The 12,992-nt window shown below is 69.0% G+C and carries 12 protein-coding genes and 1 pseudogene; 5 read left to right on the top strand and 8 right to left on the bottom strand.

Annotated elements, in window-relative coordinates; genetic code table 11:
• Window positions 1–55: 55 nt before the first annotated feature.
• The 3 genes from A6E15_RS21310 to kdgK1 form a co-directional block, all read right to left on the bottom strand.
• Window positions 56–229: a hypothetical protein gene (locus tag A6E15_RS21310; protein ID WP_245800519.1), complete on the bottom strand. Its 174-nt coding sequence runs from the start codon at window positions 227–229 to the stop codon at window positions 56–58.
• A gap of 184 nt (window positions 230–413) precedes the next feature.
• Window positions 414–965, bottom strand: a complete 552-nt coding sequence (locus A6E15_RS02615) for a GNAT family N-acetyltransferase (protein ID WP_076143348.1) — start codon at window positions 963–965, stop codon at window positions 414–416.
• Between the two features lie 173 nt (window positions 966–1,138).
• Entirely contained in the window at window positions 1,139–2,092 is a 954-nt protein-coding gene (gene kdgK1, locus A6E15_RS02610) for a bifunctional 2-dehydro-3-deoxygluconokinase/2-dehydro-3-deoxygalactonokinase (protein WP_076143346.1), read from the bottom strand.
• Window positions 2,093–2,331: 239 nt separating this feature from the next.
• On the opposite strand from kdgK1, the gene A6E15_RS02605 reads away from it, so the two are divergent.
• Window positions 2,332–2,580, top strand: a complete 249-nt coding sequence (locus tag A6E15_RS02605; protein ID WP_076143345.1) for a hypothetical protein — start codon at window positions 2,332–2,334, stop codon at window positions 2,578–2,580.
• Between the two features lie 17 nt (window positions 2,581–2,597).
• Here A6E15_RS02605 and rtcA read toward each other — a convergent pair whose 3' ends face one another.
• Entirely contained in the window at window positions 2,598–3,650 is a 1,053-nt protein-coding gene (rtcA, locus tag A6E15_RS02600; protein WP_076143344.1) for an RNA 3'-terminal phosphate cyclase, read from the bottom strand.
• A gap of 130 nt (window positions 3,651–3,780) precedes the next feature.
• On the opposite strand from rtcA, the gene A6E15_RS02595 reads away from it, so the two are divergent.
• Window positions 3,781–5,175 carry an MFS transporter gene (locus tag A6E15_RS02595; RefSeq protein ID WP_076143343.1) on the top strand — a complete coding sequence of 465 codons (1,395 nt, stop codon included), beginning with the start codon at window positions 3,781–3,783 and terminating at the stop codon, window positions 5,173–5,175.
• A 14-nt stretch (window positions 5,176–5,189) separates the two neighbouring features.
• Here the strand turns inward: A6E15_RS02595 and A6E15_RS02590 are convergent, their stop codons facing one another.
• Window positions 5,190–6,131: a DUF7351 domain-containing protein gene (locus tag A6E15_RS02590; protein ID WP_076143342.1), complete on the bottom strand. Its 942-nt coding sequence runs from the start codon at window positions 6,129–6,131 to the stop codon at window positions 5,190–5,192.
• A 126-nt stretch (window positions 6,132–6,257) separates the two neighbouring features.
• Between A6E15_RS02590 and A6E15_RS02585 the strand changes: the two genes are divergently transcribed.
• A complete protein-coding gene (locus A6E15_RS02585; RefSeq protein WP_076143341.1) occupies window positions 6,258–7,553 on the top strand; it encodes an MFS transporter in 1,296 nt (431 codons plus the stop codon).
• A gap of 9 nt (window positions 7,554–7,562) precedes the next feature.
• Here the strand turns inward: A6E15_RS02585 and mutL are convergent, their stop codons facing one another.
• The 3 genes from mutL to A6E15_RS02570 all read right to left on the bottom strand — a co-directional run bounded on the left by mutL (window position 7,563) and on the right by A6E15_RS02570 (window position 11,756).
• Window positions 7,563–9,800, bottom strand: coding sequence for a DNA mismatch repair endonuclease MutL (mutL, locus tag A6E15_RS02580; protein ID WP_076143340.1), 2,238 nt, complete (start codon window positions 9,798–9,800; stop codon window positions 7,563–7,565).
• A gap of 135 nt (window positions 9,801–9,935) precedes the next feature.
• A complete protein-coding gene (locus A6E15_RS02575; RefSeq protein ID WP_076143339.1) occupies window positions 9,936–10,838 on the bottom strand; it encodes a hypothetical protein in 903 nt (300 codons plus the stop codon).
• A gap of 117 nt (window positions 10,839–10,955) precedes the next feature.
• Window positions 10,956–11,756 (bottom strand): SDR family NAD(P)-dependent oxidoreductase, encoded by an 801-nt coding sequence (locus A6E15_RS02570; protein WP_076143338.1) that lies wholly within the window; start codon window positions 11,754–11,756, stop codon window positions 10,956–10,958.
• 116 nt (window positions 11,757–11,872) lie between these two features.
• On the opposite strand from A6E15_RS02570, the gene A6E15_RS02565 reads away from it, so the two are divergent.
• Both A6E15_RS02565 and A6E15_RS02560 read left to right on the top strand, forming a co-directional pair.
• Entirely contained in the window at window positions 11,873–12,079 is a 207-nt protein-coding gene (locus A6E15_RS02565) for a DUF7534 family protein (protein WP_076148162.1), read from the top strand.
• A gap of 143 nt (window positions 12,080–12,222) precedes the next feature.
• Window positions 12,223–12,937 (top strand): annotated as a pseudogene (locus A6E15_RS02560) (DUF2270 domain-containing protein).
• Window positions 12,938–12,992 lie beyond the last annotated feature (55 nt).

Genomic DNA, 12,992 nt, shown 5'->3' with positions numbered 1-12,992 from the left:
CAAAAGCGCGTTTCGAGACCGCCAGTAGTGGGAGACCGAGCGGAAACCCGTCGAGCTACAACCTCTCCCGCTCGAGAAAGTCCAGCATAGCGTCGGTAAACCGATCGTCCGGCACCGTGGTCAGGTGGTCTTCGCCCTCGATAACGACGGCCTCGCCGTTCGGAAACCCGTCAGCGAGCGCCGTCGGATCGCCGGCGATGTCGTCGTCGCCGCCGGCCACGATCACCACGGGGTGGTCGACCCCCGCGATGTCGTCCCAGTCGGCGGGCGCGGTCCGGGTCCGGGCGCAGGCCGCCAGCGCCTCGAGGTCGTTGTCGGTCGTCTCCGCGAAGGTGCGAAACCGCGTCCCAGGTCACGTCGTCGGCAACACAGTGTCGGGCACGGAACTGTTCGGTGCCCGGCGAGCGACCGGCTCAAGCCGCGTCCGGGAGCCGTCGCTCGTAGACGTGTTCCTCGAGGCCGTCCCCAATATCCGAGGGTCGGGTCCCGACGCGATCGAATCCACGGGATTCGTAGAAGGCGATCCCGACATCGTTGGCCGCCAGCACCGCCAGCCGGAGCCGCTCGGCGGTCTCCGCGAGGGCGGCCTCGAGTGCCTCGAGCAGGGCGGTGCCGACCCCCTCGTTCCAGACGGCCGGGTGGACGTAGAGGCGGGCGAGAAACGCCACCGAAGTGTCCTCCGGCCACGGGACCGCGTGGGCGAACCCGCAACGGTCGGCGTCCATCCGGGGTTCGTCCCCGCCGTCGTCGTCCGGTCGCTCGGCCACGAGAAACGCGGCGTCCTCGCGGCCCGTCGCCGCCGCGATCGACGACTCGAGGTCGCCGATCGCGTACCACTCGTCGACGACGGCGTCGACCCGCTGGGAGCCGAGAACGTCGTCGTAGGCGGCGTGCCAACTCTCGCGTGCAATCTCGTGGACGGCCCAGACGTCGTCGACCGTGGCCGGACGAACGGTTCGACTCACGGCCGGAGGTAGCACAGCGGTCGGTAAAAAGGGGGTCCCGACTCCCAGCCGTTCGTTACGGTCGCCGCGCCGTGACTTCGGGCCGGGAGAACAGTTACCGACTGGAGGCGACTCGAGCGGGGGACGGATCGCGCCCGTCTCGAGACGGTCGGATCGGAACCGGCGCCGGCCGACTACCGGGAGATGTCCTCGTCCTGCTCTTTGACGACGGTCTCGACCTCGTCGGCGGTGATCAGCGCGACATCGCCGGGGATGGTCCGCTTGAGTGCGGCCGTCGCGGCGGCGTACTCGAGGGCGGTCGGGACGTCGTCGCCGTCGAGTCGGCGGGCGATGAACGCACCCGTGAAGGCGTCGCCGGTGCCGATCGGATCGACGGTGTCGGTCTCGTAGACCCCGTGGTCGTGGACGACGCTGTCGTGCCAGCCGACCGCGCCTTCTTCACCGCGGGTGACGACGACGCTCGTGAAGTCGTACTGCGAGCCGAGCTTGTGTGCCAACTGTCGCGGGTCGCCCTCGAACCCCAGTACGGTTCGAGCGTCGCGAGCGGCGATCACGAGGACGTCGATGCCGGGGAACAGCTTCGTCAGCGTCTCCCGGGCCTCGTCGGGCGACCAGAGCTTGCGACGATAATTGAAGTCGAAGGCGGTGGTCGTCCCGCCTTTCCGAGCCGCTTTGAGCAGTTTCAGCGTCGTGTCCCGCAGCGTCGAGGAGAGCGCCGGCGTGATTCCGGTCGTGAAAAAGACTCGCGCGTTCTGGATCTTGTCGATGTCGATGTCGCGGACCTTCGCCGTCGAAACCGCCGTGTTCTCCCGATCGTAGATCACGTTCGTCCCGCGGGGTTTGCCGGCGTGCTCGAGGTAGTAGGTCCCCTGTCGGCCCCGGTGGCTCCAAGTCACGTCGGTCTCGATGCCGTGGCCCCGGAGTTCGCTGACGACCCGCCGGCCCAGCGGCGTCTCGGGCACCTTCGATAGCCAGGTCGCCGACGCGCCGAGCCGATCGGCCGCGATGGCGACGTTGCTCTCCGCTCCCGCAGCGCGGACCTCGAACTCGTCGGCGTTCTCGAGGCGTTCGTTCCCCGGCGGCGAGAGCCGGAGCATCGTCTCGCCGAAGGTAACGATGTCGCTCACCGGTCGGCCCCCCGAGTTGTACGGCCGCGACGGTCGGTGTGTCCCTCGGTCATACTCCAGCCAACGAACGGCGTTGGTATAAGTTATGGCGGTCTGTCAGCGCAGGATCACGCTGGACCGGAGGCGTCACTTCGGATGGATAAATCACCTGCGGTGGTGCGGGAGCGACAGACGACTTGCGCCACCAACTGTCGTGTCGACCGAACGACTATACCGTCGCGATTCGAACAGTTTTCCGGATGGTGTCGTCAGACGGGCTCAAAACGTGGTTCGACTACCAACTCCTCTTTCTGGGGCTCGCGATCACAGTGGTCATCGCCACCGTCGTGTGGAACCGGCTGGTGTCCTACCTGAGAACGCTGCTGCTCGCGGCTCCGGAGTTCGATCCCGGGACACCGACGTTCGCACTCGCGGTCACGGGAGCGGGGATTCTCGTAATTTCTCTGCTGATCACGCTGGCGGGGCTGTTGAACCGAGAACGGCTGTGACTCCCTGGAGCCACGATCTACTGAATCCCGTCCAGCAGCGACGAGACCGAGACGAGCGTCGTCGCACCGTCGTCCTCGAGGTCGATCTCGGCCCCGAAGGCCTCGAGCAGGTCACACCGGGTGTCGACGTGATCGGTCACGGCCGGGATCCGAACGCGGCCGCCCGCGAGCGCGAGGAAGACAAGCAGCTGGTCGGCCATGTGCCGATCGACTGGGGCCGTCCCCTCGAGGAAGCGGTTCGCGGCGTCGGCGGCGTCCTCGCCGACCCGCTCGGCCGGTTTCCCGCGTTCGCCGAGCGCCGAGAATCCGGCGATCCCGGTTCCGTGGTCGATTCGAAGCACGAGCGCGGAGCCCGGCGAGGGGCTGTCCGCGGTGGTTTCGTTCCGGTCCGCGAGTTCGGGGGCGTCCGAATCGAGCCGCTCGAGCGCCCCCTTTGCCTGCCGGTGGGCGACGTCGCGGTCGGCCAGCGATGCCGATTCGGTCGAGTAGAGGCGCAGGGCCTCGAGCGATCCCCGCTCGCCGAGGCCGATCGGCTCGAGAGCGGACGGCTCGAGTCGGAGCGTGACCTCGCCGCCGCCCTCGGGGTAGAACCCGCGACGCTCGGCTTCGCAGGCGGCCGCGAGGCCGACCCGTCGGAGGAGCGGGAGTTTCACGCGCCGCAGGTAGTCAAGCGGCGGGGACCACGCCACGTCCGTCCCGCCGGTGATCGTGACCGACAGCGGCGACTCGAGGACCGTCACCAGCGGGAGGACGGCGTTACAGAGCAGCGTCGCGCTGCCGGCGGTCCCGATGTCGACGGCGTACTCGCCGCCCTCGAGTCCGCCATCGCCCTCGATTCCGGGGTCGAACGCGACGGTCTCCGCACCCAGTTCCGCGCCCGAAACGTCTGCATCGCAGATCTCGGCCATCGTCTCGAGGACCGCCAGATGCTGGTGGCGAAGCCCGGGCGTCGGCCGGTCGCCGCGGACGTTCTCGAGGCGGATCGGCTCGTCCGTGAGGACCGACAGCGCGAGCGCGGTCCGGACGAACTGGCCGCCGGCGTTCGCGCCGTCGAGTTCGCGCGGGGACATGGGTTCGACTGCGGGCTCGAGGCACCTACCGGTGGCGGCTTCGGGCCGGCTCCGATGAGTGGGTCGTCAACACGGGCCGTGTTTCCGGTTTGTTAACTTTTTCCACGCTCCGCGGAGGAGTTCCAGCGCAATGCGACTCTGGCACGATCCGCTTCGACGACGGTGGCTCCTGTGGGCGATACTGGGCGTTCTCTTCTTGCTGGTCAACGTCAGCCGGCTCTCGACGGCGGTCCTCTCGGAGGATCTGATGGCCGCCTTCGGAACGACCGGGGCACAGTTGGGGACGCTCCACGCCGTCTTCTTCTGGGTCTACGCGGCGATGCAGATCCCGTCGGGCCTGCTGGCCGACCGGATCGGCCCCCGGTTGACGGCCACCGCCGGGGCCGTCGTGATGAACGTCGGTGTCGTCTGGTTTTCCGTCGCGGAGGGCTACCTCGCGGCGACGCTGGCCCGCGGGCTGATCGGCCTCGGCGGGAGCGTGATCTTCGTCTGCGTCCTCCGGTTCTGTGCGAACTGGTACCGCACCGACGAGTTCGCGACGATGAGCGGCGCGACCTTCGCCGTCGCGGGGTTCGGCGGCGTCTTCGCGACGACGCCGCTCGCGCTCGCAGTCGGGCGGTTCGGCTGGCGATCGACGGTCGCCGGACTCGGCGTCTTCGGCCTCGCGGTAACCGTCGTCGCCTTCGCTTTCGTCCGGAACTCCCCGAGCGCCGCCGGCTTCGAACCGCTCGAGGGCGTCCCCGGACAGGAGGTCCTGACGAACGCCCAGCTCAAATCCTATCTCGCCGCCGTCCTCCGGGACCGCTGGCTCTGGGTCGTCAGCGTCATGCTGTTCTGTTCGACCGGCGTGAACATCACGCTCTTCGGACTCTGGGGCGTCCCCTACGTCGTCCAGACCTACGACGTGACGGTGACCCGGGCCTCCACGCTGACTCTGCTTGGCGGGCTCGGGCTGATGGTCGGCCCGCCCGCCGTCGGCTGGCTGGCCGACCGTCTCGAGCGCCGGCTCGAGCTGATGGTCGCCGGCGGAGTCTGTTACACCTGCTGTCTCGCCCTGATCGCGGTCGTCGGAAATCCGCCGCTGCCGGTCGTCGGTGCGGTGTTTCTGGTGAGCGGCATCAGCCTCGGCGCGTTCGTGCTGGGGTACTCGGTCGTGCAGGAACGCCACCCAAGCAGCGCGAGCGGGATTTCGACGGGAGCGGCGAACGCGGCGGCCTTCACCGGCGCGGCGATCTTCCCGACGCTGATGGGGCGGGCGCTCGACGCCTACTGGACCGGCGACCTCGTGGGCGGCGTCCGCGTCTACACCGAGACCGGCTACCGGATCGCGTTCGGGATCGCCACCGTCGCCGGCGCGATCGCGTTCGCCTGTACGGGCTGGCTCTACTACCGCGAGAAGCGGGGTACGGCGAGCCTCACCGACGCGGCCGCCTCGAGCGGCGAGAACCCCGATCCCGATTCGGACGAGCGGGCCGACGAGAAGACGAACGGCGACGACGGCGGTCGAGGCGTCGCCGGCGAATAAATCCGAGCGTACCGCTACCGGTCCGGTTCGGCGCTCTCGACCGTCGCGGACCGGACCGCGAACTCGTCGTCGACGGTGACCAGCAACGACTCGTTCCCGACGGGGATCGAGACCGCACACCGCCACGGATCCGTGGCCGTCACCGACGCGGCGTCTCGGGAGACGCACCACTCGAGTTCCCAGAACGGCGTCGACGAGAGCGAGCGGCCGCGCTCGGCGGCGAACCGAACGACGCGTTCGTCCTCGAGGAGGACCAGCCCGGGCTCCGGTCGAAGGTGATTACCACACCGGCGACAGCGGAAGGTCGCGATCGGATCGTCCGCGGCGTCCGCGTCGGTGCCGTCGGAATCGGTACTGGTGCCGCCGTCGACCACCGACGGAACCGTGACCGCCATCGGCCCCGTACAGGCCGGACAGACCCCGTCGCGGGCGAGTGCCACGTGGGATCGAACGCGCCGGTCGAACGCCTCGAGAACGTCCGGTAACGAGCGGGACTCGAGCCCGCCCGGCGGAAACGGGTACCTGACGAGTCGGTCGTCGCAGCCGGTACACTCGACGACGAGCCACTCCTCGCGGTACGACGCGACGAGCGACGCCGCCCCGCAGTGCGGACAGCGGCCGTCGATCCCCTCGGGGCCGAACGCGGCCCGCCGGTTGTACGTCCCCGCGAGGATCGAGGTCGCCACGGCCCAGCCCGCGTACCGGAGTTCGTATCCGTCGTCGGTCCGCCTGACGAAGTGCCCCGTCAGCTCCCCGAGGTGGTAGTTGAACTGCGCACTCACCTCGGCACCCACCTGCTTGCGCAGCGTCGAGAACGACGTCGGGTACTCCTCCCCCGTGCGACTCCCCTCGAGGAGCGCCCGCAGAATGTCGACCCGGAGATCGTGTCCGAGCAGGGAGAAGGCGTCGGCGGGCGCGAGATCGTCCGGTACCGATCCCGTACGCTCGCGGTCCATGCCTCGAGAGTCGTACCGACGCCGCAATAATCCTGCCGCCGTGGCGCCCGCAGAAGTGTTTCTAATCCAACCAAAACTCGCGTTCGCGAGCGTATTTCCGGGCCCGGCCGTACGTGAGAGACGACGATGTCTCGAGCGCGCGGAGGGCGATCGGTCGCGATCGCCTACTACCTGTACCGGACGGCAGACTCGGTCGGATTCATCTGGCCGGTGTTTACCCTCTTTCTGTTGTGGAACGACCTCACCTACGCCCAGATCGGGACGCTGAGTGCCATCTCGGCGGTTCTCGTCGTCTCGCTGGAAATCCCGACGGGGTACGTCGCCGACCGCTACGGCCGCCGCCTCGTCCTCGGGGCGGGGCTGCTCGCGATGGCCGCCTCGACGGCGGGGTTCGTCGTTGCCGACACCTTTCTCGAGTTCGCGGCGCTGTACGCGCTCTGGGCGCTCTCGATGGCGCTCCAGAGCGGGACCGGCGACGCGTGGCTCTACGACGCGCTCGGCGGCGACAGAGCGGCGGACGAACCGTCCGAACCGCGGGGGTTCACGCGCGTGCGGGGCCGGGGCGGGGCCGTCCACCAGTGGACATCGGCCGTCACGATGATCGGCGGGGGCTTCCTCTACATCGTCCACCCGACCTATCCCTTCGTCGCCTCGGCGTTGCTCAACGCGGCCGGCGTGCTGGTCGTCCTCGCGATGCCGCGAAATGCGCAGTTCGAGGGGTCAACCGCAAACTCGGGGGAAGCGAACGAGCGGATCGGCGTCTTCGAGTCGCTCTCCGTACTCGCCACGCGACTCGCGGTCCCCCCGATTCGGGCGTTCGTCGCCTACGCCGCGCTGTTTTTCGGCATCGTACACGCGGCCGACACGTACGTCCAGCCGATCACGATCGACGTTCTCCGCGCACGGGTCGGTGGGACGCTCGAGACCGTCGCCGTCGCCGGGATCGCAGTTCGATCGGAGGCGCTGCTCGGGGTCGTCTACGCGGGGTTCGCGGCCGTGGCCGCCGTCGGCAGCTACCACGCCGAGACCGTCCGTCGGCGGGTCGGGCTCCGACACGCGCTCCGGTGGCTCCCGGTCTGTGTCGCCGCGTCGTTTCTCCTGCCGCTTGCCGTCCCGCTGCTCGCGGTTCCGGTCTTCTTCGGTATGAAAGGTGGCGAGGCGCTCTCGAAGCCACTCGTCGCACAGTTCCTCAACGACCGGATACCCGACGCCGGCCGGGCGACCGTTCTGAGCGCGGTTTCGATGGGGTATGCGCTCGTCCGTGCGCCGTTGCTGCCCCTGGCCGGCGTCGTCGCGGACCGGGCGACCCCGACCGGGGCCGTCGCCGCACTGGGCGGCGGTTTCCTCGCGGTCGCCGCCGTCGGGTTCCTCCTCGCGTCGCCGCTCGCCGACGCCACACCGGGGGCTCCGTCGGAGGGGTAACCTACCCCGTCAGCCGCCGTGACCAGGATAATCCCGCTCGAACCGATCCTCGATCTCGGCCTCGTCGAACCGGACGATCACCGGCCGGCCGTGCGGGCAGGAATAGGGATTCTCGCAGTCGTCTAACGCCTCGAGCAGGTCCACGACCGACCCCTCGGTCAGCGACGTGTTGCCGGTGATCGACGGATAGCACGCGAGGTCGCCGAGGAACTCGTCGGCCAGCGCGTCGACCGTCTCGGCACCGGCCTGGCGATCGCCCGCGACGAACGAGGCCAACACGTCCCGCAGCCGATCGGGCTCGAGGGTTGCCTCGAGGACGGCGGGGACGGTCGTCACGGCGACGGTGCGGTCGTCGATCCGGTCGGCATAAAAGCCGAGCCGCGAGAGCGCCTCGCTGTACTGGGTAAAGGCCTCGGCCTCGGCGGCGGTCAACTCGAGTTCGACGGGGTCGGCAAGCGCCTGCGCGGTGGGATCGTCGGCGAAGGCCGCCTGCAGGCGCTCGTAGTTGACCCGCTCGTCGGCGGCGTGTTGATCGATCAGGACGAGTCCGTCGTCGGTCTCACAGACCAGATAGGTGTCGTGGAGCTGGCCCAGCACCCGCAAGGCGGGCAGCGAGTCGAACGCGGTTTCCTCGCCCGTCGCGGCCTCGCCGGTCAGGGTCCGCTGCTCGGTCGCGGCGTCGAACTTGCGGCCGGCGTCGCGGTCGCGATTTCGCTCCGGATCCGCGCTCGCGTCGCGGTTTCGGCGCGAATCGGGACCGCTCGAGGCCCCTGTGGTGGCCGCCGGATCGGACTCCGCCGCCGTCTCGCTCGAGTCGGCGACGGACCCGCCGGTGTCGGACGTCGGATCCGCAGCGGGTTCCGCCGCAGTCGGGGCCGTCGACTCGCTCGAATCCGAGCGGGCGCTCGCGACCCGATCGCCGGCCGCGGAAGCCGCGCCGTCGTCAGCCGCGGAATCGCCGGCGTCCGTTTCCGGCCTCGCGTCCGCGGCCCGGTCGGTCGACGACCGCTCGACCGGGCCGTCGTCGTCACCGTCGCGTCCGGTCGGGCTCGAGTCCGTCGACGCCGCCGTTTCGACGCCGTCCTCGAGCGTCGCGGACTCGCCACCGGCAGCGGCCGGATCGGTCCCGTCGCCGGCTCCGCGCGCGTCGGGCCGGACCCGCGCCTCGCCGGGGGCCGACCGGCCGCGAGGGGCGCGCGAGCGAAGCAGTCCGTGCTCGAGCAGGGCCGACTCGACGGCGGCGTCGACCTGCCGACGGACGGCGTCGTCGTCGTCGAAGCGGACTTCCCGCTTGCGCGGGTGGACGTTGACGTCGACCGCCTCGCCGGGCACCGCGAGAAAGAGCGTCACGAAGGGGTAGCGATCGCCGCCCAGTTGCGTCCCGTAGGCCCCCATGATCCCCTCGCGGACGGCGTCGGCCGTGACGGCGCGGCCGTTGACGTAGGTCGCGAGGTAGTCCCGACTCGAGCGGTTGGTCTCCGGGTGGGAGACGAGCCCGGAGACGGACTCGAGGGGGCCCGGCGGGAGGTCGTCGCCGTCGGCCTCGACTGGGATCATCGAGGAGGCGACCTCGCGGCCGTAGACGGCCAGGACGGCGGCCTGGAGGTCGCCCTGTCCGGTCGTCGAGAACACCTCGCGGCCGTCGTGGGTCAGCGAGACGGCCACGTCCGGGTTCGCGAGCGCGTAGCGAGTGACGACGCGGTTGACGTGGGAAAACTCCGTCGCGGTCGTCTTGAGGAACTTCCGGCGGGCAGGCGTGTTGTAGAACAGGTCCTCGATCTCGACGGTGGTTCCCGCGGGACAGCCCGTCGGCTCGACCGCGGTGACCTCGCCGCCCTCGTAGACCAGTTCGGTCCCTGCACCCTCGCTCTCGCGGGGTCGCGAGCGGATGGTCAGCCGCGAGACCGAGCCGATGGTGTGTAACGCCTCGCCGCGGAAGCCAAGCGTCGCGACGCCCGACTCGAGATCCTCGAGCCCGTCGATCTTGCTGGTGGTGTGTTCGCGGACGGCCGCCCGGAGGTCGGCCTCGCTCATCCCGCGGCCGTCGTCGGCGACCCGGATCAGTTCGGTGCCGCCCGCCTCGACGGTGACGGCGACGCTGTCGGCGTCGGCGTCTAAGCTGTTCTCGACGAGTTCCTTCACCGCGCTGGCGGGTCGCTCGACGACCTCGCCGGCGGCGATCCGGGCGACGGTGTCCTCGTCTAACTGGTGGATCTCGGTGTCGTCCTGGGGTGAGTCGGTAGTCATTGCTGGATTCGATTACGGCGGCGGCGGTACCGTCGGCGTTCGTCCCCGTCGTGCGCACTCGATGGGGATCCCCGTGCGCTCCCATCGGTCCTCGTCCGCAGTCCGTTCATGGTTTTGGCTCGCGTTCGAGCGGCGTTAAATTGTGGTTTGGGACTCGGCCGTCCCCCGCCGCGCCCGCTCGATCGCGTCGCGAACGACCTCGGCGTCCTCGATCGCCGACCGATCACAGCGAACGGCCGGTCGCCACCGGCGCTCGAGGACGAGCCGGTCCTCGGTCGTTCGCACGCTGACGATCCGGTCCCACGGGACGAACCGCCTGTACGACGGAATCAGTCGGGGCTCGACGACGATGCCGTCGGGATAGGCGCGGACGTCGGCGCGGGCGTGCTCGAGCCCGGACACCGAGAACAGCGTCAGGTCGTCGCCGCCCGGGGTCGGGACCGAGAGCGTCGGTGCCCACCCGAGGACGACCAGTACGATCGACGGGAGAAAGAACCGGTACGAGGGCGTGCCGACGACGATCGAGGCCCCCGTCCCGACACCGAACAGGGCGAGGCCGAGCCCGATCAGGAACGCGTGGGTCCCGGACTGATACCACGTCCAGTTCGCGAGTACGGCGTCGCGGTCGTCGATCGCCGCACCGACGTAGGCGTCGCGCGTCGTCCGCGACAGCAGCCAGCCCGAGAGGACGACCGCGCCCGCCGCGATGCCGAGCAGTAGCAGCCGCCAGCCCCGTGAGACCGCACCGGTCGCCGAGAGGACGACGGCACCGCCCGCGACGAGCGACGCGGGTACCCAGCAAGCGACGGTCCGCCACCGCCAGGCACCGAATCGGACCACGGCGTCGGCGGTGACGCGCGCGACGACGGCCCCACAGACCAGGCCGGCGGTGAACGCGGTCGGGAGCAGCGCCACGAGACCGTCGCTCGAGGCCCCCGCGGCGACCCCACCGAGCGCGACGAGTCCGACCGCGACCGCCGCGACGTACAGGCCGACGGCCGCAACCACGTCGATGCCGGGGTTCGCAGGCGTCGCCATCGGTCGCACTTGGGAGCCGGTCGACATATTCGTTGCCCGTCCGTGCCACCGGCGTGACGGCCGGGTCGAGCTACTGGCGACCGACACCGGAACGAAGGTACCGAACTCCCGAAGCCGTCAGTCCTCGAGGCCCAGATCCGCAGACATCGAGTTCCCGGCCCGCGGAACGCCTTTTACCGTCACGGTCTCGCCGTTCATGAAGGCGGCGGCGGGGCTGGCGAGGAACTGCGCGACGTCGGCGATGTCCTCGCCGTAGCCGATGCGGCGGTCGGTCTCCTCGCGGGGCGGCATGTCCTCGCTGTCGATGCCGAGCGTCTCGGCGACGCCGGGCGTCTGGATGAGCCCGGGCGCGATGCAGTTGACGCGGATACCGTCCTCGGCCCACTCGACGGCCAGCGTCTCGGTCAGGCGGATGATCGCCGCCTTGGACGCGCCGTAGTGACTCTCGCCGGGCGCGGCGTGCTGTCCGTTGACGCTGGACATGTTGATGATGGCCCCGCCGTCGCCCTCGCGCATGACCTCGCCGGCGAGTTGGGTGCAGTGGACGGTGCTGTTGAGATTGAGGTCGACGATCGTCTCCCAGCCGTTCGCGGAGATGTCCTCGAACGGCGCGACGAACTCACCGCCGGCGTTGTTCACGAGGATGTCGACGTCGCCGAACTCCTCGACCGTCTCGTCGACGAGGGCCTGAACCTGCTCGCGCTCACGGACGTTGCACTCGACGGCCAGCGCCTCGCCGTCGGCCTCGCTGTCGTTGATCTCGTCGGCGACCGGGCCGACGCGATCCATCGAGCGCGAACAGATGGCGACGTCCGCACCGCCCGCGGCAAACGTCTTCGCGATCGATTCGCCGATTCCCTGGCTCGCGCCGGTGACGATGGCGGTCTTCCCCGCCACGTCGAAGTCTGCTTCGTGCATCGTGCTACCGAGTGCCCCGGTATCTCAAAGTTCTACCGATCGCCGACGGCCTCGCCGTGCTGCACGTTCCGCCGACCCCTAGCGAAATTCATATCTTCGGTCCGAAACCCGTCGGTATGAGTTCGTCTCCGCACCGTCGATTCGCCCGAACCCTGGCCGCCTTCGGTGCGATCGCGGTCCTCCTCTCGGCGGTCGCGTCGCCCCCGGATTCGTACACCCAGATCGTGTACGCTGCCCCGCTACTGCTGCTCGCGCTGCTCCTGTCGGTCCTGCGATCGTACACGGACGCGCTCGAGGCGTTCGAACGGGACGGCAGCCAGTAGTTTCCGGTTCACGTTCTTCTTCCGGAGTCGGAGTGACAATCCCGTTCAGGACAGTTGTGTACTGTTCGACATTCTTCAGGACATGACGCTCAGATGACGCCGCCACCACAACTGCTTATGGAGCGAGGAGGTGTCTCTCCCCTATGACCGATTCGAGTAGCGACGAGTTCGACCCGACGGCACCGGACCAACGGGAGATCGGCCGCGAAATGGTCGACGACAGTACGGGACTCGGTTCGGTGATGGCCCACGCCTATCGCGGAGAGATCGAGTGGGGACGTGGCGGCAGCGCCTCGACGAGACGACGAAGTGGGCGGTGACGCTGATGGCAGCGATCCTGACGTGGGCGTTTTCGAGTACCGATAACCCACACTATATCCTGCTGATCGGGATCGTCGTCGTCACGGTCTTTCTGGGTATTGAAGCACGGCGATACCGGGACTACGACGTCTTTCGCTCCCGTACTCGAATCATCCAAGAGAACCTGCTCGCAAACGCCCTCGATCCGTCCCAGGGACTGAAGATCACGACTGGCGAGCGGAACTGAGCAGGGACTATCGTAGGCCGACGCTGAAAGTCTCGTTCTACGAGGCACTCGCAAACCGGCTCCGGCGCGTGTACCTCGCGCTGCTCAGCGTCCTCTTGGCCGCGTGGGTCTTCAGGATCACGGCGTTCGCGCCGCGCCAAGACTGGCTGACGACCGCCGGAATCGCCCGTATCCCCGGGATCGTTGCGGTCGCCGTTGTGGGTGTGTTCTACGTCGGACTACTAGGCGCCACGTTCTGGCCTCACGAGCGCCATGCCAAGGGCGAATTCCGTGAAGGAGACCCGGACGACTGGAAAGAGACGGACCAGTAACTCCGTTCTCTGTACTTACCATGAGTACTGTGTCCGAGAACACAGACAGAGTCAG

This window comes from Natrinema saccharevitans (assembly GCF_001953745.1).
Classification (GTDB): Archaea; Halobacteriota; Halobacteria; order Halobacteriales; family Natrialbaceae; genus Natrinema; species Natrinema saccharevitans.
This window is presented reverse-complemented; position numbering and strand designations above follow the sequence as displayed.

Excerpts from the sequence above, each read along its gene's own strand:
- A6E15_RS02595 (WP_076143343.1), top strand. The coding sequence starts at position 3,781 with ATGCGACTCTGGCACGATCCGCTTCGACGACGGTGGCTCCTGTGGGCG.
- A6E15_RS02565 (WP_076148162.1), top strand. The coding sequence starts at position 11,873 with ATGAGTTCGTCTCCGCACCGTCGATTCGCCCGAACCCTGGCCGCCTTC.
- A6E15_RS02585 (WP_076143341.1), top strand. The coding sequence starts at position 6,258 with ATGTCTCGAGCGCGCGGAGGGCGATCGGTCGCGATCGCCTACTACCTG.
- A6E15_RS02590 (WP_076143342.1), bottom strand. The coding sequence starts at position 6,131 with ATGGACCGCGAGCGTACGGGATCGGTACCGGACGATCTCGCGCCCGCC.
- A6E15_RS02570 (WP_076143338.1), bottom strand. The coding sequence starts at position 11,756 with ATGCACGAAGCAGACTTCGACGTGGCGGGGAAGACCGCCATCGTCACC.
- mutL (WP_076143340.1), bottom strand. The coding sequence starts at position 9,800 with ATGACTACCGACTCACCCCAGGACGACACCGAGATCCACCAGTTAGAC.
- A6E15_RS02605 (WP_076143345.1), top strand. The coding sequence starts at position 2,332 with ATGGTGTCGTCAGACGGGCTCAAAACGTGGTTCGACTACCAACTCCTC.
- A6E15_RS02575 (WP_076143339.1), bottom strand. The coding sequence starts at position 10,838 with ATGGCGACGCCTGCGAACCCCGGCATCGACGTGGTTGCGGCCGTCGGC.
- rtcA (WP_076143344.1), bottom strand. The coding sequence starts at position 3,650 with ATGTCCCCGCGCGAACTCGACGGCGCGAACGCCGGCGGCCAGTTCGTC.